Here is a 20,923-nt window from a genome sequence, read left to right on the forward strand (position 1 = left end):
CTATTTCACTCCCTTCGGTATCCTTTTTCTATACCTTCAACCCGTACCCTCCCTTCATGAGCACCACCGTCGATCTGGTCCAGGCCCTCAAGAACGAACTCAAAAGCGCCCGCATGACGTATGCCGACCTGGCCCGGTCGCTGGACATGGCGGAGTCCAGCGTCAAGCGCATGCTGGCCAAGAGCGACATGCCGCTGTCGCGCGTCGATGCGATCTGCCGCGCCCTGAAGATCGATTTCGCCGAGCTGGCGCGGCGCGTGGCCGACGCCCAGCCGCTGCTGAAGGAGCTGACGCACGAGCAGGAAAAGGCCGTGGTCAAGGACAAGAAGCTGCTGCTGGTGGCGATCAGCGTGCTGAGCCAGTGGACGCTGGAGCAGATCGTGTCGTCGTACCGGATCACCGAGGCCGAGTGCATCGGCTGCCTGGCGCAGCTGGACCGCATCGGCATCATCGAGCTGCGCCCGCTTAACCGGTACCGCCTGAAGCTCGCCAAGACCTTCCGCTGGCGCCCGCACGGCCCGGTGATGGAGTTCTTCCGCGAGAACGTGGTGCTCGACTACTACAAGGGCGGCTTCGACGGCCCGGCCGAGGGGCTGCTGCTGGTGCACGGCTCGATCAGCCGGTCGCTGGCGCCCGCCTTCATGGAGCGGCTGCAGCGCGTGGCGCAAGACTTCGCGCAGCAGCACCAGACCGACCAGAAGCTGTCGGCCAAGGACCGCGAGGGCTACACCCTGCTGCTGGGCATGCGCAACTGGGAATTCGAGCTCTTCACCCGCCTGCGCAGAAACTGAAGGCCCGTCAGGGCTTCGCAGCTTCCAACGCGTCGCGCGTGGTGCGCGCCGCGTTCTTCGCCGCGTCGGCGAAGTCTTCGCCCGACGAGGCGTAGATGATCGCCCGCGACGAGTTCACGATGATCGGCGCGTCGGCGCGCCAGCCGGCGCGCACGGTGGCGACCGCGTCGCCGCCCTGGGCACCGACGCCCGGGATCAGCAGCGGCACCGTCGGCGCGAGTTCGCGCACGCGCTCGATCTCGGCCGGGTAGGTCGCGCCCACCACGAGGCCGAGCTGGCCGTTGAGGTTCCACGGGCCCTGCGCCAGGCGGGCGACGTGCTCGTACAGGAAGGGCTGGCCCTCGACGCTGGCCAGCCGCTGGCCCTGCAGGTCGGAACCGCCGGGGTTGCTGGTGCGGCACAGCAGGAAGGCGCCCTTGCCTTCGTACTGGAGATACGGCGCGACCGAGTCGAAGCCCATGAAGGGCGACAGGGTCACGGCGTCGGCGCCGTAGCGCTCGAAGGCCTCGAGCGCGTACTGCTCGGCGGTGGAGCCGATGTCGCCGCGCTTGGCGTCCAGGATGGTGGGCACGTGAGGCGCGTTGCGGCGCATGTGCTCCATCAGGCGTTCGAGCTGGTCTTCGGCGCGGTGGGCCGCGAAGTAGGCGATCTGGGGCTTGAAGGCGATGACCAGGTCGGCCGTCGCGTCGACGATGCGCGCGCAGAAGTCATAGATGCGGCTGGCGTCGCCCTTGTACGCCCCCGGGAATTTGGCTGGCTCCGGGTCGAGGCCCACGCAGAGCAACGAACCGTTGGTTTGCTGTGCAGCGGCCAGCTTGTCGAGGAAAGTCATGGGGCCCGATTTTACGGACCCCGCCCGCCGCCCTCAGGCCGTGGGGGTGGCCTGCTCTGCGGCCAGGCACAGGTCGGCCCAGGCGCGGGCCTTGTCGGCCGGGTTGCGCAGCAGGTAGGCGGGGTGGTAGGTGGCGACCACCGGCACGCCGTTTGCCGACGCCAGCGGCACGGCACGACCGCGCAGCTTGCCCAGCGGATCGCGGCTTTGCATCAGGCTCTGCGCGGCCAGCGGGCCCATCGCCAGCACGACGCACGGCGCCAGCGCCGCCGCGTGGGCGTCGAAGGCGGCATCGATCGGTTGCGGACTGCCGGGCTGGCCGGCCGCCACGCCGCGGTGCGTGCGCATCAGGTGCACGGGCGTGCGGCCGTCGTGCAGCTTCAGCGCGCGCAGCATGTTGTCGAGCAGGCGGCCGGCGTCGCCCGCGAAGGGCTCGCCGTGGCGGCCGTCGGCCTCGGGGGGCATGTCGGCCACGACCAGCCAGCCGCCCTGCACCGGCGCCGCGGCATCGGCCTTGTCGGCGTACAGGCGGCAGGGCGCTTCGACCAGCACGGCGGCGCCTTGCGCCACGGGCGCCGGCGCGACAGGACGCGGCGCCGGGGCGGCCACGGGGCGGGCGACGGGTGCGGGTGCCGGGCGCGGCGGGGGCGGCGCGTCGTAGGACTGGTCGCGATCGTCGAGCTCCAGCGGCGGGCCTTCGGGCATGTCGGGCATGCCGGAATCTGCGGCCACGGGGACCTCTGGCTCGGCGTCGACTTCGATCTCGGGTTCCGGTGGCACGGGCCACCAGACCTTCACGCCCATCTCGTCGAGCATGGCGCGCTGTCGCGCGTCCAGGCGCAGGGTGTGGACCGCGGTGTCCGTCATCGCAAAGCTCCCCAGGCGGAGCCTGTTTCGTTGAGGCGCATGCTCATGACGACCGCGTCTTCACGCTTGCCGTCGAACGCCGGGTAGTAGCCCTTGCGCACGCCGACGCTGCGAAAGCCTTGCCGCAGGTAGATGTCGAGCGCGCGCCGGTTGCTTTCGCGCACCTCGAGCCACAGCCACAGCGCGCCCTCGCCGCGCGACCAGCCGGCCAGCGCCTCGAGCATGAGCGGCGCCCAGCCCTGGCGCTGGAAGGCCGGCGCCACGGTGATGTTGAGCAGGTGCACCTCGTCCACGCCCTTCATGGCAACGAAGTAGCCGATCAGCGTTTCGCCCAGGCTCGTACAGGGCGACTCGACACCCGGCGCCACGCCGGGCGCCAGCAGGCACTGGCAGTGGTAGCCCACGGCCATCGAATCGGTGAAGTTGGCGCGCGTCCAGGGGTGCGTGTAGGCCGTCTGCTCGACCGCGCACACGGCATCGATCCGCTCGACGGTGAGCGGTTCAAGACGGGCTTCGACGGACTGGAGGACGGCGCTCATGCGGGGTTCGGCGGAACGGCGGCCGCCGCCTTGATGGCGGCGCGTTCCTCGGTGGTTTGCGCCACTTTATCGCGAACATACAGCGGCCAGGCCTGCGCGGCGGGCACGGTGCGGCCGGCCGCGAGCAGCGCGGGCGCCAGCCGCAGCATGGCGGCTGCCGTGGGCAGCACCTCGTGGCGGGCCGTGGCGCCCGCCAGGCGCGGGCCGTAGGCGGTGAAGGCGTTGCCGGCGAGCGCCCAGCCGGCCGGCACCTCGAGCGCCTCGGGGGCCAGCAGCAGCGGCTCGGGGTCGCCGCCGAACGGGCCGGCGGTGGCGAAGTCGTAGTGCGCGGCGTAGAGCTGGTCCATGCGCGCGTCGAGCACGGCCACCACGCGCTGCGCGCCGAAGGCATGGCGCGCCTCGTCGGCCACGGCCAGCAGGGTGTCGACCGGCAACAGCGGCACCTTGGCGCCGAAAGCCAGGCCCTGCGCCACCGAGCAGGCGGTGCGCAGGCCGGTGAAGGAGCCCGGGCCGCGCCCGAAGACGATGGCGTCGAGCTCGGCCAGCGCGAGCCCCGCGTCGGCGAGCAGCTCGCGGATCAATGGCAGCAGCGTGCTCGACGCCTGCGCGCCGCCCACGCCGCTGTGCGCCAGCACGCGGTCGCCGTGGCGCACCGCGACCGACAGGTGCTCGGTGCTCGTGTCGAAGGCCAGCAGCTTGTCAGACATTCGGACGCCCCATTCCCGCCGGGCACGGCGTCGGGCAGACCGGCGCCACGCGCACGACCGCCGCGCGCACGCCGAACAGGATGCCGGCCGTCACCAGCGCGAGGCCGGCAACCAGGCTCCAGTGCATCGGTTCGCCCAGCCACAGCACCGCGCCGAAGGCCGACAGGCCCGGCACCAGCGCCGTGATCATGGTGGTGCGCACGGGGCCGAAGTGCTGGATCATCTTCGTGAAGGTGATGCCGGAGATCACCACCGAGCCGACGCCCTGGAAGGCCATCTGGAATGCGACCTCGCCCCACGGCGCGCTGCCAATGTGGCTCACGACCGCGCCCGAAGCCACCAGCAGCGTGTAGACCGGCACATAGGTCATCAAAGCAAACACGGTGATGGCGATGGTCGCGCGCACGGCGTCCAGCCCATGGCGGCGCGCCACCACGCTGTAGCAGGCCCAGCAGAAGGCGGCGCCCATGAACATCAGGTCGCCCTTCCAGACCTCGCCGCCCTCGAAGGCGTGCAGCAGGCTGCGCCCGCCGACCACGAGGTCGCCCGCGACGATCATCGCCAGCCCGATGGCGCGCGTGGGCGTGATGCGGTCGCGCAGCACCAGCGCGGCCAGCAGCGTGGTCCACAGCGGCAGGCTGCCGGGCATCAGCACGGCGGCATGGCCGGCCGGCGCGAAGAAGAAGCCGCTGTAGGCGATGAGCGCGTAGGCCACGCCGCCGAAGATGCCGGCGGTGGCGGTGATGCGCAGCGACAGCGGCGACAACCCGAAGAACGAGGACACCGCGCCGCGATGCTTCGTCGCCAGCCACGCGCCCCAGGGCACCAGCACCAGGCTGGCGCCGCAGACGCGCGCAAAGGCCAGGTCGAAGGGCGTGAGCGAGCGCGCGGCCGAGGCGCGCGCGATGAGGATGAAGGCGGTCCAGACCACGACGGTGACCACGGCCGCGCCGATGCCGAGCATGCGGGGAGACAGGAGGGGCGGGGAGGTCTGCGGGGGCGCGGCGGGCATCCCGCCATTATCGAGGGCAGGCCCCGGCCACGCAGGGGCGGGGCGAATCAGCCGGCCTCGTCGGCGCGCAGGATCGCCAGGCCGGCCGCGCGCAGCGGCGCCAGCGCCTGCTCGGGGGCCTGCGGCGCCACCAGCAGTTGCGTCGCGTCCGCCAACGGATTGATCACCCAGGCCGAGGCGGCCCCGAGCTTTTCGGACGAGGCCAGCACGACGGTCTCGGCCGCGGCGGCCATCAGCGCGCGCTTGATCTCGGCCTCTTCCGCATCGCCCGTGGTCAGGCCCGCCTCGGCGTGCACGCCGGTGGCGCCCATGAAGTAGGTGTCGGCATGGATGCGCGAAATGGCCGCCATGGCCGCCGCGCCGACCGCCACCATCGAATGCCTGAAGAGGCGCCCGCCGATCAGCACGACCTCGATGCCGGCGTGCGCCGCCAGCTCGACCGCCACCGACGGGCTGTGCGTGACCACCGTGGCCTGCAGCGCGAGCGGCAGGTGGCGCGCCAGCTGCACGGCCGTGGTGCCGCCGTCGATGAACACCACCTGCCCCGGCTTCACGAGGCGCGCGGCGGCGCGGCCGATGGCCACTTTTTCGTCCGGCGCGAGCTGCTGGCGCCCGCTGAAATCGGCCTCGGCCGCCGCGACCGGCAGCGCGCCGCCGTGCACGCGCTGCAGCAGCCCTTCGGCCGCGAGCTCGCGCAGGTCGCGGCGGATGGTGTCCTCGGACAGGGCCAGTTCCTCGCTGAGCGCCTTGGCGACGACCTGGCCGTCGCGCCGCAGGACCGAGAGGATGTGTTGCTTGCGCGGTCGGGTGAGCATGGGCCGATGGTAACTGGTTTGCACGCTATTGCACGAATCTTCTTGATATTGCACGAACTCGGTTCTATGCTCGCCGCCATGACCATTCACGACCGCGTCCGGGTGCACGAAGTCACCCTCCTGTCCGACAACTGGTACACGCTGCGCACCACCGCCTTCGACTGGCGGCGCAACGACGGCGAGTGGCAGCGCATGCACCGCGAGACCTACGACCGCGGCAACGGCGCCACGCTGCTGCCCTATCACCTGGGCCAGCGCACGGTGCTGCTCACGCGGCAGTTCCGCTACCCGGCCTTCGTCAACGGCCACGACGACCTGCTGATCGAGGCGGCCGCGGGCCTGCTGGACAACGCCGCGCCCGAGGAACGCATCCGCGCCGAGGTGGAAGAAGAACTGGGCTACCGGCTCGGCACCGTGCAGAAGGTGTTCGAGAGCTTCATGAGCCCGGGTTCGGTGACCGAGAAGCTGCACTTCTTCGTGGCGCCCTACGAGGCCTCGATGCGCGTCGGCGCGGGCGGCGGGCTGGCGGAAGAGGGCGAGGACATCGAGGTGCTCGAGCTGGGCATCGACGAGGCGCTGGCCATGGTGGCCGACGGCCGCATCGCCGACGCCAAGACGATCATGCTGCTGTACCACGCGAAGCTGCACGTGTTCCCGCCGGGATAATCCGCGGATGCCTCTTGCCTCCCGCCGTGCGCAGACCTTCGCGCTGACCCTCGCCCTGCTGGCCCCGGCCGGCGCCCTCGCCCAGCAAGCCCTTCCGCCCCAGGTCGATGCCGCCCTCGCGCGCGCCAAGGTGTCGCGCGAGGCCGTGACCCTGCTCGTGGCCGATGCCGACGCCAGCCGCGCGCCGCGACTGGCCTGGCGCTCGCAGGTGCCGGTGAACCCGGCCTCGATCATGAAGCTGGTGACCACCTACGCGGCGCTCGACCTGCTCGGCCCGGCCTACAGCTGGAACACGCCGGTCTACGTCGAGGGCACGGTGGCCAACGGCGTGCTCAACGGCAACCTCTACATCAAGGGCCAGGGCGATCCCAAGCTGGTGCTGGAGCGCGTGTGGCTGCTGCTGCGCCACGTGCAGGGCCTGGGCATCACCACCGTGAGCGGCGACATCGTGATCGACCGCAGCGCCTTCGAGACCACGGTCGAGAACGACCCGGCCGCCTTCGACGGCGAGCCGCTGCGCCCCTACAACGCCTCGCCCGACGCGCTGCTGGTGAACTTCAAGTCGGTCAACATGACCTTCGCGCCCGACCGCGCCGGCCAGTACGCGCGCGTGAGCTACGAGCCCCCGCTGGCCAGCGTGGCGATGCCGCCCACGGTGCCGCTGGCGCCCGGCGAATGCGGCGACTGGCGCGGCGCGCTCAAGCCCGACTTCAGCGACGTGAACCGCATCCGCTTCAACGGCGGCTTTCCCACGGGCTGCGGCGAGAAGAGCTGGGCCGTGGCCTACGCCGATCCGCGCACCTACAGCCTGCGCGCCATCGGCGGCATGTGGGCCGAGATGGGCGGGCGCGTGGGCGGCCAGATGCGCGAGGGCCGCGTGCCCGCGGGCCTGAAGCCGGCCTTCGACTTCGAATCGCCGCCGCTGGCCGAGGTCGTGCGCGACATCAACAAGTACAGCAACAACGTGATGGCGCAGCAGGTGTTCCTCACGCTGGGCCTCACGCAGAAGCAGCGCGGCACCTTCGAGGCCTCGCGCAGCGCGCTGGGCCAGTGGTGGCGCGAGCGCATCGGCACCGGCGAGGCCTCGCCGGTGTTCGAGAACGGATCGGGCCTGTCGCGCGACGAGCGCATCAGCGCCGCCGCGCTCGGCAAGATGCTGCAGGTGGCGTGGCGCTCGCCCGTGATGCCCGAGCTGGTGGCCTCGCTGCCCGCGATGGGCGTGGACGGCACGCTGAAGCGGCGCACGCTGCGCTCGGGCGGCGCGGCCCACCTGAAGACCGGCACGCTGCGCGACGCCTCGGGCGTGGCCGGCTACGTGCACGGCGCGAGCGGCCGGCGCTACGTGCTGGTGGCCATCGCCAACGGCGAGAACGCCGGCGCCGCGCGCGCCGCCTTCGACGCGCTGATCGACTGGACCGCGCAGGACCAGTGACTCGGACGGGGCCCGAGGCGGCCCGCTACTGAATAGGTTCTGCTCGCAAACGCTGCTTGCGCGCGGCCATGGCGCTGCCCAGAATCGGACGCTCGTTCGTTTTCGATACAACTCCAGGAGACGCGTCTTGACCTTGCATCCACGGCATTCCTCCCTCTCGGCCCGCCGGGTCACCGCCGCGGCGACGCTCGCCGGCGCCACGTTGCTGCTCGCCGCCTGCGGCGGAGGCGGTGGTGGGGGCGGCATCGGCATCGGCTTTCCGCCGCCGGGCGGCGGCAGCGACACCGGGCGCGGCACGGTCGTCACCAGCCCGCCCGAGCAGGGCACCAAGCTCACGGCCGACCAGTTCAGGGCCAGCCTGCAGGCCTCCGACCAGGGCAAGGCGCTGCTGCAGGTCACCGGCGCGCCCAAGTGCGGCGTCGACATGCGCTACCTCGAATACCGCACCGTCGGCGGCAAGAACGAAGCCACCAACGCCACCGCCGCGATCATGGTGCCCTCGGGTTCCGACGTGGCCTGCAGCGGCGCGCGCCCCGTGGTGCTGTACGCGCACGGCACCACGCCGGCGCGCAACTACAACCTCGCCAAGTGGACCGACACCACCCAGCCGGCCGCCGGCGAGGGCCTGATGGTGGCGGCCATGTTCGCGGCGCAGGGCTACATCGTGGTGGCGCCCAACTACGCGGGCTACGACAAGTCGACGCTGCCCTACCACCCGTACCTCAACGGCGAGCAGCAGGGCAAGGACATGGTCGATGCGCTCACCGCGGCGCGCAAGACCTTCTCGGACATCGGCGCGAACGACGCCGGCTCGCTGTTCATCACCGGCTATTCGCAGGGCGGCTACGTGGCGATGGCCGCGCACCGCGAGATGCAGGCCACCGGCAAGACCGTGACGGCCTCGGCCCCGCTGGCCGCGCCCTCGGCCATCAGCCTCCTGACCGACTACACCTACCTGGGCTGGCCGGCGCTGGGCGCCACGCTGTTCGTGCCGCTGCTGTCGACCAGCTGGCAGCAGCAGTTCGGCAACGTCTACAACAGCACCAGCGACGTCTACGAAGCGCAGTACGCCACCGGCATCGACACCCTGCTGCCCACCCTCACGCCGGGCACGCTGTTCTCCAGCGGCAAGCTGCCGCAGCTGGCGCTGTTCCCGGCCGACGGCAAGCCGGGCCCGGTGAGCCCCGAGCTGGCGATCTTCTATGGCGCCAACAACCTCATCAAGCAGAGCTTCCTCACGCAGGCGGCCACCGACATCCAGTCGACTCCCTGCCCCGGCAACGCGCTGCCGGCCACGGCCGCGTCGCTGAGTTCGGCCTCGCCGCTGGACTGCAAGCCCGCCACGGGCTTCCGCAAGGCGGCCATCGCCAACGACCTGCGCAACTGGGTGCCGACCAAGCCGATGCTGCTGTGCAGCGGCGCGAACGACCCGACCGTGAACTTCCTGAGCACGCGCGCCACGGCCGGCTACTTCCGCGCCAAGGGCATGCCCGCCGCCGCGCTCGCGGTGGTCGACCTGGAAGACCGCGGCACCACCGACAGCTACTCGGCGGCACGCGCCGGCTTCGCACAGGCGAAAGACCTGCTGGCACAGAGCACGCCGGGCAGCGCCACCGACAAGGCGCGCGCCGTGACCGCGGCCTACCACGGCACGCTGGCGCCGCCGTTCTGCCTGGCGGCAGCGCGCGGGTTCTTCCAGGGTGTGCTGGCGGCCGGGGGCTGAGCCCCGCAGCCTGAGAGGCGTTGATCAGGCCGCTGCAGCGCGCTGCAAGCGGTCTTTCACACCTTCCCACTCGGGCGTGTCGGGCGGCGTCTCGACCCAGATCAGCTTCACGCCCTGCGCGTCGAACTCGCGCAGCACCGCGAACAGCTGCTGCGCGGTGGCTGCGGCGTCGTCGGGCATGCGCCGCAGCAACACGCGCTGCGAGCGGCTGCGCACGTTGCTGCGCGTCCACACGGCGATGTGCGCGGCGTTGGCGCCGAGCACATCGAGGCCGGTCTGGATGGCCTTGGGGTCCATCAGCCGCACCTTGGCGTCGGGCGCGTAGTGCGCCTCCAGCGTGCCCGAGGCGCGTGGGTCGGGCGTGTCGAGCACCTCGCGGTCGCGCAGGGGCTCGCCGACGGCGGCCTCGATCTGGTCGCGCGTGATGAGGCCCGGGCGCAGCAGCACGGGCGCGCCGCGGCTGCAGTCGACGATGGTCGATTCGATGCCCACTTCGCAGGCGCCGCCGTCGACGACGAGCAGCGCGTCGCCGAACTCGTCGTGCACGTGCTGCGCCGTGGTCGGGCTGACGCGGCCGAAGCGGTTCGCGCTGGGCCCCGCCAGGCCGGGCACGCCCTGCTCGGCGCAGGCTTCGAGCAGCGCCTGCGCGACCGGGTGCGCGGGACAGCGCAGGCCGATGGTGTCCTGCCCGCCGGCCGCCGCCGTGCCCACGCCGGGCTGGCGCGTGACGATCAGCGTGAGCGGGCCGGGCCAAAAGGCCTGCACGAGCTTCTGCGCGAAAGGCGGCAGCGGCTGGGCGAAGCGCGACAGCGCCTGCGCGCCCTTGGCGCCCGCCGCCACGTGGACGATCAGCGGATGGTCGGCCGGCCGGCCCTTGGCCGCGAAGATGCCGGCGACGGCGGTGTCGCTGCTGGCGTCGGCGCCCAGGCCGTAGACGGTCTCGGTCGGGAAGGCGACCAGCCCGCCCACGCGCAGCACGCGCGCAGCCTCGGCGATGGCGTCGGGAGCGTGGCCGTCGAGGATCATGCGAGCGCCGGCAGGCCCAGCAGCAGCGCGGCCTGCGAGGCGTTGGCGCGCACGCTCTCGAGCGTGGCGCCGGTGAGGGTCAGGTGGCCCATCTTGCGGCCGCGGCGCGGTGCCAGCTTGCCGTACAGGTGCAGGTGGGTGCCGGGCAGGGCGAGCACCTCGCTCCAGCGCGGCGCGACCGGCTTGGCGCCGTCGCCTTCGCCGCCCGGGAACCAGAGGTCGCCCAGCAGGTTGAGCATGACGGCGGGGCTATGCTGGCGCGGCGCGGTCAGCGGCAGGCCGGCGAGGGTGCGCACCTGCAGCTCGAACTGCGACACGTCGCAGGCCTCCATGGTGTAGTGGCCGCTGTTGTGCGGGCGCGGCGCCATTTCGTTCACCACCAGCGAACCGTCGGCCAGCGCGAAGAACTCGACGCACAGCACGCCCACGTAATCGAGGCCGGTGGCGATGCTCTTGGCGGAATTGACCGCGCCCTGCGCCACGGTCTTGGGCATGTTCTGCGGGTGCACCTCGGTCACGGCGAGGATGCCGTCGCGGTGCAGGTTGCGCTGCGGCGGGAAGTGCACGATCTGGCCGTCGCGGCCGCGCGCCAGGATCACCGAGCACTCGAACTCGAGCGGCAGCATCTTCTCGAGCACGCAGGGCACGCAGCCGGCGGCCTGCCAGGCCTCGACCAGCTCGGCGCGCGTCTTCACGCGCTGCTGGCCCTTGCCGTCGTAGCCCAGGCGGGCGGTCTTGAGGATGCCGGGCAGCAGCTGGTCCTCAACAGCGGCCAGTTGCTCCGCGGTCTCGATGACGGCATAGGGCGCGCAGGGCACGCCGCAGCGCGTGAAGTGCGCCTTCTCGGCGATGCGGTCCTGCGCGATGGCGATGGCCGAGGCGGCGGGCGACACCGGCCGCGCCACCGCCAGGTGCTCCAGCGAGGGCGCGGGCACGTTCTCGAACTCGGTTGTCACCGCATCGGCCAGGCCGGCCAGGCGGGCCAGGCCGTCGACGTCGGCGTAGTCGGTGTGGATGTGGTGGTGGCTCACGCGGCCGGCGGGGCTGTCGGCATCGGGGTCGAGCACCGCGGTGAAGTAGCCCATGCGCTGGGCCGCGTGCGCGAACATGCGCCCGAGCTGGCCGCCGCCGAGCACGCCGAGCGTGGCACCCGGGAGGATGGGCAAATCGCCGGCATGGCCCGAATGGCCGGTGCTCACAGTGCACCCCCGCCTTGCGGCGAGAAGGGCGACACCGCCGCGCCCGCTTCGGGCGGCGGCAGCACCATGGCCTCGGCAGCGGCGGTCTGGGCCGTGCGGAAGGCGTCGAGCCTGGCGCGCAGCGCCGGGTTGTTCACCGCCAGCATCGCCACCGCGAACAGCGCCGCGTTGGCCGCGCCGGCGGTGCCGATGGCAAAGGTAGCCACGGGCACGCCCTTGGGCATCTGCACGATGCTGTAGAGGGAATCGACCCCCTGCAGGTGGCGGCTGGCCACCGGCACGCCGAGCACCGGCACCGTGGTTTTCGACGCCAGCATGCCCGGCAGGTGGGCCGCGCCGCCCGCCCCGGCGATGATCGCCGTGAGCCCGCGCCCGGCGGCGCTTTCGGCGTACGCGAACAGCGCATCGGGCATCCGGTGGGCCGAGACCACCTTCGCTTCGTGGCTGATTCCGAATTGCTGGAGAATCTCGACCGCGTGGCGCATCGTCTCCCAATCGGAGTTCGAGCCCATCACTACACCGACCTGAATGGTTTCGTTCATGGTTTCAATTTTACGTTTCACCCCCAGCTGTTCCCGATGATCGACATCACTCTCGAAAATTTCCAGGCCGAGCTGATCGAAGGCTCGGTCGCCACGCCGGTGCTGCTGGACATCTGGGCCGAATGGTGCGGCCCCTGCAAACAGCTCGGCCCGGTGCTCGAAAAGCTCGAAACCGAGTACGCCGGCCGCTTCACGCTGGCCAAGCTGGACGCCGACAAGGTGCCGCAGATTTCCTCGCAGCTGTCCGAGATGTTCGGCGTGCGCAGCATCCCGTTCTGCGTGATGTTCAAGGACGGCCAGCCGGTGGACGGCTTCGTGGGCGCCATTCCGGCCGAGAAGATTCGCGAATTCCTCGACAAGCACGTGCCGGGCGCGGATGAGGCCGAGGCGGCTTCGGAAGGCGCCGCCGCGCAGGAAGCGCTAGCCGAGGGCGACACCCTGGGCGCGCTCGAGAAGCTGCAGCACGCCGTGGCCACCGACCCGGCCAACGACGACGCGCGCTTCGACTACATCAAGCTGCTGCTGCAGGAAGGCCGCATCGACGACGCCAAGGTCGCCTTCGCACCCGTGATCGCCAAGACCACGCTGGTGCGCCGCTTCGATTCGCTGCAGCGCTGGATGGACGCCATCGATTTCGCCGCACCGGTCACCGGCTCGGCGCCGACGCTGGGCGACTTCGACGACAAGATCGCGGCCAACAAGCGCGACTTCGACGCCCGCTTCAACCGCGCCCGCCTGCTGATGGCCGCCCAGCGCTGGACCGACGCGATGGACGAGCTGCTCGACATCCTCATGCGCGACAAGAGCTGGAGCGAAGACCTCGCGCGCAAGACCTACATCGCGATCCTCGACGTGATCGAGCCGCCGAAGGTGAAGGTCGCCGACGGGCAGATTCCGCCGGACGATCCGGTCGTGGCCACTTACCGTCGCCGCCTCAGCAGCGTGGTGTTGAGCTGAACGGCTGAACGACGCATTGCGCCTTTCAGTGCGCAATTGAACAAGAAAGCGACCTGAGGGTCGCTTTTTTGTTGCCGCCACCGCCCCATATAGATAGCATTGCTACTCAATTTCCGATAAAAGCGCATTGCAATGCTCCAACTGACCGAAGAACTCGAAAAAGCCCGCAAGGCCGGCGGCCTGAGCCAGGAGGCGCTGGCCACGCGCGCCGGGCTGTCGCGCATGACGGTGCAGCGCATCGAAAGCGGGCAGATCGATCCGCGCCTGTCGACGCTGCTCGAAATGGCGCGCGTGCTGGGGCTCGAGCTGATGCCCGTGCCCGCCAGCCTGCGCCCGCAACTCGAAGATTTCGTGCGCTCGGGCGGGCGCCTGCTCGGCCAGCCGGCGGGCGTGGGCGCACCGCCGTCCATCGCGCAGAGCCTGGCCGACGAGAACCGGTGAGGCGGTGAGCACGCGCGCCGCCTTCAACACCGGCATCCGCTACCTGCGGATGCACCTGCACCTGCCCGGTGGCGGGCGGCGCGCCATCGGTTACCTCTCGCAGTACGGCGACATCCTGCGCGTGTCCTTCGACGAGGCCTACATCGCCGATGCGGGCCGGCCCACGCTGTCCCTCGCGTACCGCGGCGCCGACGAGGCCGCCACGCGCGCCATCCTGGCCTCGGCGCGCGACGCCCGCGTGTCGCGCAGCGATGGCCGCTGGCCCAGCTACTTCCAGAACCTGCTGCCCGAGGGCCACAACCGCGAGCGCCTGGCGCAGCAGCGTGGCTGCGCGGCCGACGACGAGTTCGAGCTGCTGGCCGCCGCCGGCCACGACCTCATGGGCGCGCTCGAGGTCGAGCCGGTGCCCACGTCCGAGGGCATTCCCGACACCGTGCGCCACTGGCACACGGCGCTGGGGCTCGACGTGCTCGAACCCGGCTTCGTCGAGATGCCGGTGGAAGACGCCGCCGCCATCCCCGGCGTGGTGACCAAGTTCTCGGCGGTGCAGGACGGGCGGCGCTACGTGGTCAAGCGCCACGGCGCGGCGGGCTCGTTCATCCTCAAGCTGCCGAGCACGCGCCACCCCGACCTGGTCGCCAACGAATACACCGGCTACCGCCTGTGCGGCGCGCTCGGCCTCGACTGCGCGCAGGCCCATGTGATTGACCGGGCCGACGCCGAGCTGCCCGAGCTGGTGCCCTTCGCCCAGATCCTGGCGGTGCGCCGCTTCGACCGCACGCCCGAGGGCGGGCGCATCCACATGGAAGAGTTCGCGCAGGTGCTGCAGTACGAGCCGCGCCAGAAGTACGGTCGCGGCCTGGCCACCGACTGGCCCGCCATGCTGCGCGTGCTCGACCGCCTGTCGCCGAACCCGGTGGCCGACGTGCGCGAGTGCGTGCGCCGCCTGGTCGCTTTCATCCTGCTGGGCAACAGCGACGCGCACCTGAAGAACTGGGCGCTGCGCTACCCCGACGGCGTGGCGCCGGTGCTCGCGCCGCTGTATGACCCGGTCTGCGTGGCCGCCTTCTTCGAGGACGTGCCGGCGCGCGACTACGGCGTCAACCGCGCCATCGACGCCACGCTGCGTGCCTTCGACGGGGCGGCGCTGGAGGCGCTGCTGCGCACGGCCGGGCTGCTGCGGCCGGCGCGTCTGATGGCCATCGCGCGCGACACCGTGCGCCAGGCCCAGGCCGACTGGCCCGCGCTGCTGGCGCAGGACGGCACGCCCGCCAGCGTGCGCCGCTGCGTCGAGGCGCGCCTCGCGGGCGGCGTGGCCCTCGCCAGCCTCGCGGCCTGAAGAAGCCCGGATGCGCCATCGGGCCTGTCTTCGCACCGGCCACGGCGTCGCATACGATGGCGCCGGTTTTAACTTGTTGCAGATTGAAAAGGAAAATTGGCCATGCGTTCCTTCGCCCGCCGTACCGCGCTCCCCGCCATTGCCTCGGCCGCGCTGCTGCTGACCGCCCTGACCGGTTGCGGCAGCGGCATCAGCCTCGACGAGCCGATCGAAGGGCCGGTGTGGCGCCTGGTGCAGCTGGGCGACGAGCCCATCGCGCCGGGCGGCGATGCCCAGCTGCAGTTCGATCGCAACAGCGGACGGGTCAGTGGGTCAGGCGGCTGCAACCGCGTCACGGGATCGTTCACGCGCGCGGGCGTGTCGCTCAAGCTCGGCCAGATGGCCGCGACGCGCATGGCCTGCGCCGACCCGGTGCGCGGCGCCAACGAGGCGCAGTTCCTGTCGGCGCTGCAGAACACGGCCAGCTACCGGCTGGCGCCGGGGCGGCTCGCGCTGCTCGATGGCAGCGGCCGCACGGTCGCGTTGCTCAGCAGCGGCACGACGCGTTAAGGGCGAAAAACCAGATCAGCCATGGGTGAGGCGGTCCAGCGCCTCACGGTACTTGGCGGCCGTCTTCTCGATGACTTCGGCCGGCAGGCGCGGCGCCGGGGGCGTCTTGTCCCAGGGCTTGCCGTTGATCTTGGTGGCCTCGAGCCAGTCGCGCACGAACTGCTTGTCGTAGCTCGGCGGGTTGGTGCCGGCGGCCAGCGCGGCCTCGTAGCCCTCGACCGGCCAGTAGCGCGAGCTGTCGGGCGTGAGCACCTCGTCCATCAGCACCAGCGTGTCGTTCTCGTCCAGGCCGAACTCGAACTTGGTGTCGGCAATGATCATCCCCTTGGCGAGCGCGATCTGGGCCGCCGCCTCGTAGATGGCGATGCTGACCTCGCGGATCTGCTGGGCCAGCTTGGGGCCGACGACCTCGACCACGCGCTCGTAGCTGATGTTCTCGTCGTGCTCGCCGGCCGCGGCCTTGGCGGCGGGCGTGAAGATCGGGCGCGGCAGCTTGCTCGCGTTGGTCAGGCCCTCGGGCAGCGGCACGCCGCAGACGGCGCGGTTGTCCTGGTATTCCTTCCAGCCACTGCCGGCCAGGTAGCCGCGCACCACGGCCTCGACCGGGATCGGACGCAGGCGCTTGACCAGCATCGAGCGGCCCGTGACCTGCGCCACCTCGTCGGGCTGCACCACGCTCTCGGGCGCCTCGCCCGTCAGGTGGTTGGGGCACAGCGCGCCCAGGCGGTCGAACCACCACAGCGCCATCTTGGTGAGGATCTCGCCCTTGCCCGGGATGGGCTCGCCCATGATCACGTCGAAGGCGCTGAGCCGGTCGCTCGCGACCATCAGGATGCGGTCTTCGCCGACGGCGTAGTTGTCGCGCACCTTGCCGCGCGCAAGCAGGGGCAGGCTCTGGATGGAAGAGGTGTGAACGGTGGTCATGGACGGATGCTCGGCTGGGAAACGGTGACGGGAAAAGCGGATTGTGCGCGCAGAAAAAAGCCACCGCGAGCGGTGGCCTGCGGCGCGCAGTCTGTCTTCGTTAGATGACTTGCTGCGCCAGGTCGCCCTTGGCGTACTTGGCGGCAACGACCTGCAGCGTGTCGCCCTTGATCTTGGCGCCCTGACCTTCGCAGCCGAACTCGATGTAGCGCTGCTTGCAGATCTGCTTGGCGGCTTCGCGCGCGGGCTTGAGCCACTCGCGGGCGTCGAACTTCTCGGGGTTCTCGGCCAGGAACTTGCGCACCGCGCCGGTCATCGCCAGGCGGATGTCGGTGTCGATGTTGATCTTGCGCACGCCGTACTTGATGGCTTCCTGGATTTCCTCGACGGGCACGCCGTAGGTTTCCTTCATGTTGCCGCCGTATTTACGGATGATTTCCAGCAGGTCCTGCGGCACCGACGACGAGCCGTGCATCACCAGGTGGGTGTTGGGCAGGCGGGCGTGGATTTCCTTCACGCGCTGGATCGACAGGATGTCGCCCGTGGGCTTGCGCGTGAACTTGTAGGCGCCGTGGCTGGTGCCGATGGCGATGGCCAGTGCGTCCAGCTGCGTGGCCTTCACGAACTGGGCGGCTTCTTCCGGATCGGTGAGCAGCGACGCATGGTCGAGCACGCCTTCGGCGCCGATGCCGTCTTCTTCACCGGCCATGCCGGTTTCGAGCGAGCCCAGGCAGCCCAGCTCGCCTTCGACCGTGACGCCGACCTTGTGGGCCAGTTCGACCACCTTGCGGGTCACGTCGACGTTGTAGTCGAACGAGGCGGGCGTCTTGCCGTCTTCGTGCAGCGAGCCGTCCATCATCACGGACGAGAAGCCCAGGTCGATCGCGCCCTGGCAGATGGCCGGGCTCTGGCCGTGGTCCTGGTGCATCACCAGCGGGATGTTCGGGTACTGCTCGATGGCGGCCTGGATCAGGTGCTTGATGAAGGCTTCACCCGCGTATTTGCGGGCGCCGGCGCTGGCCTGCAGGATGACGGGCGCGCCGGTTTCCTTGGCGGCCTCCATGACGGCCTGGACCTGTTCGAGGTTGTTGACGTTGAAGGCCGGAATGCCGTAGCCGTTGGCGGCGGCGTGGTCCAGCAGTTCGCGCATCGAGACGAGTGCCATGGGAAATACCTCGTGGGAATAGAAAAAGACGGGAAAAAGAGAAGGCGGAAAGTCGGGAGAAAACTACCCCGATTCTACCGAGCCCCCTTGTGGGACAGGGCCGACGCCACCCCGGGCGCCACGGGTACTGGCGCGCAGCTCTTTTTCAACTTTTTCAGATCGGCAACTGCGTGGTCGACAGCACCTGCTTGAGCACCACGAAGGTCCGGATCTGCCGCACGCCCGGCAGGTACAGCAGCTGCTCGGCATGCAGGCGGTTGAAGCTGTCGTTGTCGCGGGTGCGCACGAGCATGAAGTAGTCGAATTCGCCCGTGACGACGTGGCATTCGAGGCAGCCCGACACCTTCTGCGCCGCCTTCTCGAAATCGGCAAACGAGTCGGGCGTGGAGCGGTCGAGCACCACGCCGATCATCACGAGCATGCCGACCTCGAGCGCGTCGGGGTCCAGCAGGGCGACCACGCCCTTGATGAAGCCGGCGGCCCGGAGCCGCTCGACCCGCCGCAGGCAGGCCGGCGCGCTGAGGTTCACCTTGGCGGCCAGCGCCACGTTCGACACCGAGGCGTCGCGCTGCAGGGCGCGCAGGATGGCGCGGTCGGTGCGGTCGAGCTCCGTCGGGGCACGCAACTTTGTTGTGCTCATGGCTTCCTTTCCGGATGAAAAACCTTCTGTATGGAGATACTGCCTTCTTTTGAGCGACGAAGCCAGCCAACTTCGCAAGCACATTGCAAAGGCTTCTTCCTACGATCAACAGCTTCAACCCCTCACCGCTTTTGGAGCTGCGTCGATGAACCTGAAGAAATTCCCCCGCCACGCCCTGACCTTCGGCCCCACGCCGATCCAGCCGCTGAAGCGCCTGAGCGCCCACCTGGGCGGCAAGGTCGATCTCTACGCCAAGCGCGAGGACTGCAACAGCGGCCTGGCCTTCGGCGGCAACAAGACGCGCAAGCTGGAGTACCTGATTCCCGAGGCGCTCGAAGGCGGCTACGACACGCTGGTGTCGATCGGCGGCATCCAGTCGAACCAGACGCGCCAGGTCGCGGCCGTGGCCGCGCACCTGGGCCTGAAGTGCGTGCTGGTGCAGGAGAACTGGGTCAACTACTCCGACGCGGTGTACGACCGGGTCGGCAACATCGAGATGTCGCGCATCCTCGGCGCCGACGTGCGGCTGGACGCGGCGGGCTTCGACATCGGCATCCGCCAGAGCTGGGAACAGGCCATGGCCGACGTGCGCGCGGCCGGCGGCAAGCCCTTCCCGATCCCGGCGGGTTGCTCGGAACACCCGCGCGGCGGGCTGGGCTTCGTGGGCTTTGCCGAGGAGGTGCGCCAGCAGGAGGCCGAACTCGGCTTCAAGTTCGACTACATCGTGGTCTGCTCGGTCACGGGTAGCACGCAGGCCGGCATGGTGGTGGGCTTCGCGGCCGACGGGCGCGCCGACCGCGTGATCGGCATCGACGCCTCGGCCAAGCCCCAGCAGACCTACGAGCAGATCCTGCGCATCGCCAAAAACACGGCCGAGCTGGTCGAGTTGGGCCGCGACATCACCGAGAAGGACGTGGTGCTCGACCGCCGCTTCGGCGGGCCCGAGTACGGGCTGCCGAACGAGGGCACGCTGGAGGCGATCCGCCTGAGCGCGCGCTTCGAGGGCATGCTGACCGACCCGGTGTACGAGGGCAAGTCGATGCACGGGATGATCGAGAAGGTGCGCCTGGGCGAATTCCCGGCGGGCTCGAAGGTGCTGTATGCGCACCTGGGCGGGGTGCCGGCGCTGAACGCCTACAGCTTCCTGTTCCGCAACGGCTGAACCAGACGGCGCCATGAAAAAGGCCGGCATGTGCCGGCCTTTGTCTTGCTGCGAACGAACTCAGCTCGCCCTGCAGATCTTCAGCATGTTGGTGCCGCCGGGCGCGCCCATCGGCTCGCCGCAGGTGATGGCGTACACGTCGCCGCTTTGCACGATGCCGCGCTTCTTCAGGTGGCTCTCGGCCTGGCGCAGCGCGGTGTCGCGGTCGCTTTCCGAATCCATGAGCAGCGGGCGCACGTTGCGGTACAGCGCCAGCTTGCGCTGCGTGGCCAGGCGCGAGGTCAGCGCGTACATGGGAATGTGCGCGCGGTGGCGGCTCATCCACAGGATGGTCGAGCCCGACTCGGTCAGCGCCACGATGGCCTTGGCGCCCAGGTGGTGCGCCGTGAACAGCGCGCCCATGGCGATCGACTGGTCGATGCGGCTGTAGGTCTTGCCGCTGAAGTCGGCGTCGAGCGTCTTGTCTTCGGCGGCCTCGGCAGCTTCGCAGATGCGGCTCATTTCCTGGACGGTCTCGAGCGGGTAGCGGCCCGAGGCGGTTTCGGCGGAGAGCATCACGGCGTCGGTGCCGTCGAGCACGGCGTTGGCCACGTCGCTCACCTCGGCGCGCGTGGGCACGGGGTTGGTGATCATCGACTCCATCATCTGGGTCGCGGTGATGACCACCTTGTCCATGTCGCGCGCCATGCGGATCATCTTTTTCTGCAGCGCCGGCACGGCGGCGTTGCCCACTTCCACGGCCAGGTCGCCGCGGGCGACCATGATGCCGTCGCTGGCGCGCAGGATTTCTTCCAGCTTCGGAATGGCCTCGGCGCGCTCGATCTTGGCGATCATGCCGGGCTTGTGGCCGTACTCGGCGGCCGCCACGTTGCACAGCTGGCGCGCCATTTCCATGTCGGTGGCGTTCTTGGGGAAGCTCACGGCCACGTAGTCGGCCTGGAAGCTCATCGCGGTCTTGATGTCTTCCATGTCCTTGGCCGTCAGCGCGGGCGCCGTGAGGCCGCCGCCCTGCTTGTTGATGCCCTTGTTGTTCGACAGCTCGCCGCCCAGCTTGACGGTGGTGTGCACCGCTTCGCCCTTGACGCCGTCGACCGTGAGCACGATCAGGCCGTCGTTCAGCAGCAGCTTGTCGCCGGGCTTCACGTCGCGCGGCAGGTCCTTGTAGTCGAGGCCGACGGCATCGACGTCGCCCAGCTCGGTGCGCGAGGCGTCGAGCACGAACTTGGCGCCCGGCTCCAGCCAGATCTTGCCCTGCGCGAATTTGCCGACGCGGATCTTCGGGCCCTGCAGGTCGGCCATGATGGCCACTTCGCGGCCGGCCTTGCGGGCGGCTTCACGCACCATGGTGGCGCGGTCGATGTGGTCCTGCGCCGTACCGTGGCTGAAGTTCAGCCGCACCACGCTGACCTTGGCCAGGATCATCTGTTCCAGCAATTCCGGCGTGCTGGAGGCGGGGCCGAGGGTGGCGACGATCTTGGTGGCGTGGCGGGGGATGCGGTCCGAGCTCATGAAGGGGGTCTCCGTTTTGTATTCGCTACTGTATACACTTTGTGTGTCGAACGGAAGTCAGTCGCCACGGGGGATTTCCCTCCCGT

At 70.1% G+C, this 20,923-nt stretch carries 22 protein-coding genes; 9 read left to right on the forward strand and 13 right to left on the reverse strand.

Going from position 1 to position 20,923, the window contains the following annotated elements:
- The first annotated feature begins 56 nt into the window (after positions 1 to 56).
- Positions 57 to 791: a helix-turn-helix domain-containing protein gene (locus tag AC1RGU_RS23700; RefSeq protein ID WP_062477478.1), complete on the forward strand. Its 735-nt coding sequence runs from the start codon at positions 57 to 59 to the stop codon at positions 789 to 791.
- A 7-nt stretch (positions 792 to 798) separates the two neighbouring features.
- Here AC1RGU_RS23700 and pyrF read toward each other — a convergent pair whose 3' ends face one another.
- From pyrF to AC1RGU_RS23730, 6 genes are read right to left on the reverse strand one after another with little or no spacing between them, the layout of a single operon-like run.
- The gene (pyrF, locus tag AC1RGU_RS23705) at positions 799 to 1,623 is read right to left on the reverse strand and encodes an orotidine-5'-phosphate decarboxylase (protein WP_062477481.1); all 825 of its coding nucleotides are present in this window, start codon (positions 1,621 to 1,623) and stop codon (positions 799 to 801) included.
- A 33-nt stretch (positions 1,624 to 1,656) separates the two neighbouring features.
- A complete protein-coding gene (locus AC1RGU_RS23710; RefSeq protein WP_492698341.1) occupies positions 1,657 to 2,490 on the reverse strand; it encodes a uracil-DNA glycosylase family protein in 834 nt (277 codons plus the stop codon).
- Complete coding sequence (gene rimI, locus AC1RGU_RS23715; protein ID WP_062483095.1) at positions 2,487 to 3,029, reverse strand: ribosomal protein S18-alanine N-acetyltransferase; 543 nt, start codon at positions 3,027 to 3,029, stop codon at positions 2,487 to 2,489. The genes AC1RGU_RS23710 and rimI overlap by 4 nt, the downstream gene beginning before the upstream one ends.
- On the reverse strand, positions 3,026 to 3,736 hold the full coding sequence (gene tsaB, locus AC1RGU_RS23720) for a tRNA (adenosine(37)-N6)-threonylcarbamoyltransferase complex dimerization subunit type 1 TsaB (protein ID WP_492698343.1): 711 nt from the start codon (positions 3,734 to 3,736) through the stop codon (positions 3,026 to 3,028). The genes rimI and tsaB overlap by 4 nt, the downstream gene beginning before the upstream one ends.
- Positions 3,729 to 4,748, reverse strand: coding sequence for a DMT family transporter (locus AC1RGU_RS23725; protein ID WP_492698345.1), 1,020 nt, complete (start codon positions 4,746 to 4,748; stop codon positions 3,729 to 3,731). The genes tsaB and AC1RGU_RS23725 overlap by 8 nt, the downstream gene beginning before the upstream one ends.
- 47 nt (positions 4,749 to 4,795) lie before the next feature.
- On the reverse strand, positions 4,796 to 5,563 hold the full coding sequence (locus AC1RGU_RS23730) for a DeoR/GlpR family DNA-binding transcription regulator (RefSeq protein ID WP_492698347.1): 768 nt from the start codon (positions 5,561 to 5,563) through the stop codon (positions 4,796 to 4,798).
- Positions 5,564 to 5,641: 78 nt separating this feature from the next.
- Here AC1RGU_RS23730 and AC1RGU_RS23735 point away from each other — a divergent pair, with 78 nt between their 5' ends.
- The 3 genes from AC1RGU_RS23735 (at position 5,642) to AC1RGU_RS23745 (ending at position 9,384) form a co-directional block, all read left to right on the forward strand.
- Complete coding sequence (locus tag AC1RGU_RS23735) at positions 5,642 to 6,229, forward strand: NUDIX hydrolase (protein WP_070063371.1); 588 nt, start codon at positions 5,642 to 5,644, stop codon at positions 6,227 to 6,229.
- 7 nt (positions 6,230 to 6,236) lie between these two features.
- Positions 6,237 to 7,661, forward strand: coding sequence for a D-alanyl-D-alanine carboxypeptidase/D-alanyl-D-alanine endopeptidase (gene dacB / locus AC1RGU_RS23740; protein ID WP_492698349.1), 1,425 nt, complete (start codon positions 6,237 to 6,239; stop codon positions 7,659 to 7,661).
- A gap of 127 nt (positions 7,662 to 7,788) precedes the next feature.
- Positions 7,789 to 9,384, forward strand: a complete 1,596-nt coding sequence (locus AC1RGU_RS23745; RefSeq protein ID WP_492698351.1) for an alpha/beta hydrolase family protein — start codon at positions 7,789 to 7,791, stop codon at positions 9,382 to 9,384.
- A 24-nt stretch (positions 9,385 to 9,408) separates the two neighbouring features.
- Here AC1RGU_RS23745 and AC1RGU_RS23750 read toward each other — a convergent pair whose 3' ends face one another.
- From AC1RGU_RS23750 to purE, 3 genes are read right to left on the reverse strand one after another with little or no spacing between them, the layout of a single operon-like run.
- Positions 9,409 to 10,410, reverse strand: a complete 1,002-nt coding sequence (locus AC1RGU_RS23750) for an L-threonylcarbamoyladenylate synthase (RefSeq protein ID WP_492698352.1) — start codon at positions 10,408 to 10,410, stop codon at positions 9,409 to 9,411.
- The gene (locus AC1RGU_RS23755; protein WP_492698353.1) at positions 10,407 to 11,609 is read right to left on the reverse strand and encodes a 5-(carboxyamino)imidazole ribonucleotide synthase; all 1,203 of its coding nucleotides are present in this window, start codon (positions 11,607 to 11,609) and stop codon (positions 10,407 to 10,409) included. Before AC1RGU_RS23755 ends, AC1RGU_RS23750 begins: the two co-directional genes overlap by 4 nt.
- Positions 11,606 to 12,151 (reverse strand): 5-(carboxyamino)imidazole ribonucleotide mutase, encoded by a 546-nt coding sequence (gene purE / locus AC1RGU_RS23760; protein ID WP_492698355.1) that lies wholly within the window; start codon positions 12,149 to 12,151, stop codon positions 11,606 to 11,608. The genes AC1RGU_RS23755 and purE overlap by 4 nt, the downstream gene beginning before the upstream one ends.
- Positions 12,152 to 12,187: 36 nt before the next feature.
- Between purE and AC1RGU_RS23765 the strand changes: the two genes are divergently transcribed.
- The 4 genes from AC1RGU_RS23765 to AC1RGU_RS23780 all read left to right on the forward strand — a co-directional run bounded on the left by AC1RGU_RS23765 (position 12,188) and on the right by AC1RGU_RS23780 (position 15,437).
- Positions 12,188 to 13,108: a tetratricopeptide repeat protein gene (locus AC1RGU_RS23765; protein WP_159279218.1), complete on the forward strand. Its 921-nt coding sequence runs from the start codon at positions 12,188 to 12,190 to the stop codon at positions 13,106 to 13,108.
- Between the two features lie 132 nt (positions 13,109 to 13,240).
- Positions 13,241 to 13,549, forward strand: a complete 309-nt coding sequence (locus tag AC1RGU_RS23770; protein ID WP_062481916.1) for a helix-turn-helix domain-containing protein — start codon at positions 13,241 to 13,243, stop codon at positions 13,547 to 13,549.
- A 49-nt stretch (positions 13,550 to 13,598) separates the two neighbouring features.
- Positions 13,599 to 14,888: a type II toxin-antitoxin system HipA family toxin gene (locus AC1RGU_RS23775; protein ID WP_492698620.1), complete on the forward strand. Its 1,290-nt coding sequence runs from the start codon at positions 13,599 to 13,601 to the stop codon at positions 14,886 to 14,888.
- 102 nt (positions 14,889 to 14,990) lie between these two features.
- Positions 14,991 to 15,437, forward strand: coding sequence for an META domain-containing protein (locus AC1RGU_RS23780; RefSeq protein ID WP_070063217.1), 447 nt, complete (start codon positions 14,991 to 14,993; stop codon positions 15,435 to 15,437).
- A 15-nt stretch (positions 15,438 to 15,452) separates the two neighbouring features.
- Here the strand turns inward: AC1RGU_RS23780 and AC1RGU_RS23785 are convergent, their stop codons facing one another.
- From AC1RGU_RS23785 to AC1RGU_RS23795, 3 genes are all read right to left on the reverse strand, one after another.
- Positions 15,453 to 16,361 (reverse strand): phosphoribosylaminoimidazolesuccinocarboxamide synthase, encoded by a 909-nt coding sequence (locus tag AC1RGU_RS23785; protein ID WP_062478299.1) that lies wholly within the window; start codon positions 16,359 to 16,361, stop codon positions 15,453 to 15,455.
- Between the two features lie 100 nt (positions 16,362 to 16,461).
- The gene (gene fba, locus AC1RGU_RS23790; protein WP_062478296.1) at positions 16,462 to 17,526 is read right to left on the reverse strand and encodes a class II fructose-bisphosphate aldolase; all 1,065 of its coding nucleotides are present in this window, start codon (positions 17,524 to 17,526) and stop codon (positions 16,462 to 16,464) included.
- 154 nt (positions 17,527 to 17,680) lie between these two features.
- Positions 17,681 to 18,166, reverse strand: a complete 486-nt coding sequence (locus AC1RGU_RS23795; protein WP_070063218.1) for an Lrp/AsnC family transcriptional regulator — start codon at positions 18,164 to 18,166, stop codon at positions 17,681 to 17,683.
- Positions 18,167 to 18,311: 145 nt separating this feature from the next.
- Between AC1RGU_RS23795 and AC1RGU_RS23800 the strand changes: the two genes are divergently transcribed.
- Positions 18,312 to 19,328 (forward strand): 1-aminocyclopropane-1-carboxylate deaminase, encoded by a 1,017-nt coding sequence (locus AC1RGU_RS23800; protein ID WP_062478293.1) that lies wholly within the window; start codon positions 18,312 to 18,314, stop codon positions 19,326 to 19,328.
- A 60-nt stretch (positions 19,329 to 19,388) separates the two neighbouring features.
- On the opposite strand, the gene pyk is transcribed toward AC1RGU_RS23800, so the two are convergent.
- Complete coding sequence (gene pyk, locus AC1RGU_RS23805) at positions 19,389 to 20,837, reverse strand: pyruvate kinase (protein WP_062478290.1); 1,449 nt, start codon at positions 20,835 to 20,837, stop codon at positions 19,389 to 19,391.
- Positions 20,838 to 20,923 lie beyond the last annotated feature (86 nt).

The sequence above is a fragment of the Variovorax sp. GW823-FHT02B07 genome (genome assembly GCF_058797695.1).

Bases quoted from the DNA above. Each gene is read 5' to 3' on its own strand.
- purE (WP_492698355.1), bottom strand. From the start codon at position 12,151: ATGAACGAAACCATTCAGGTCGGTGTAGTGATGGGCTCGAACTCCGAT.
- AC1RGU_RS23710 (WP_492698341.1), bottom strand. From the start codon at position 2,490: ATGACGGACACCGCGGTCCACACCCTGCGCCTGGACGCGCGACAGCGC.
- AC1RGU_RS23700 (WP_062477478.1), top strand. From the start codon at position 57: ATGAGCACCACCGTCGATCTGGTCCAGGCCCTCAAGAACGAACTCAAA.
- pyk (WP_062478290.1), bottom strand. From the start codon at position 20,837: ATGAGCTCGGACCGCATCCCCCGCCACGCCACCAAGATCGTCGCCACC.
- AC1RGU_RS23730 (WP_492698347.1), bottom strand. From the start codon at position 5,563: ATGCTCACCCGACCGCGCAAGCAACACATCCTCTCGGTCCTGCGGCGC.
- AC1RGU_RS23785 (WP_062478299.1), bottom strand. From the start codon at position 16,361: ATGACCACCGTTCACACCTCTTCCATCCAGAGCCTGCCCCTGCTTGCG.
- fba (WP_062478296.1), bottom strand. From the start codon at position 17,526: ATGGCACTCGTCTCGATGCGCGAACTGCTGGACCACGCCGCCGCCAAC.
- tsaB (WP_492698343.1), bottom strand. From the start codon at position 3,736: ATGTCTGACAAGCTGCTGGCCTTCGACACGAGCACCGAGCACCTGTCG.
- AC1RGU_RS23770 (WP_062481916.1), top strand. From the start codon at position 13,241: ATGCTCCAACTGACCGAAGAACTCGAAAAAGCCCGCAAGGCCGGCGGC.
- AC1RGU_RS23800 (WP_062478293.1), top strand. From the start codon at position 18,312: ATGAACCTGAAGAAATTCCCCCGCCACGCCCTGACCTTCGGCCCCACG.
- AC1RGU_RS23780 (WP_070063217.1), top strand. From the start codon at position 14,991: ATGCGTTCCTTCGCCCGCCGTACCGCGCTCCCCGCCATTGCCTCGGCC.
- AC1RGU_RS23725 (WP_492698345.1), bottom strand. From the start codon at position 4,748: ATGCCCGCCGCGCCCCCGCAGACCTCCCCGCCCCTCCTGTCTCCCCGC.
- AC1RGU_RS23795 (WP_070063218.1), bottom strand. From the start codon at position 18,166: ATGAGCACAACAAAGTTGCGTGCCCCGACGGAGCTCGACCGCACCGAC.
- AC1RGU_RS23775 (WP_492698620.1), top strand. From the start codon at position 13,599: ATGCACCTGCACCTGCCCGGTGGCGGGCGGCGCGCCATCGGTTACCTC.
- AC1RGU_RS23750 (WP_492698352.1), bottom strand. From the start codon at position 10,410: ATGATCCTCGACGGCCACGCTCCCGACGCCATCGCCGAGGCTGCGCGC.
- rimI (WP_062483095.1), bottom strand. From the start codon at position 3,029: ATGAGCGCCGTCCTCCAGTCCGTCGAAGCCCGTCTTGAACCGCTCACC.
- dacB (WP_492698349.1), top strand. From the start codon at position 6,237: ATGCCTCTTGCCTCCCGCCGTGCGCAGACCTTCGCGCTGACCCTCGCC.
- pyrF (WP_062477481.1), bottom strand. From the start codon at position 1,623: ATGACTTTCCTCGACAAGCTGGCCGCTGCACAGCAAACCAACGGTTCG.
- AC1RGU_RS23765 (WP_159279218.1), top strand. From the start codon at position 12,188: ATGATCGACATCACTCTCGAAAATTTCCAGGCCGAGCTGATCGAAGGC.
- AC1RGU_RS23735 (WP_070063371.1), top strand. From the start codon at position 5,642: ATGACCATTCACGACCGCGTCCGGGTGCACGAAGTCACCCTCCTGTCC.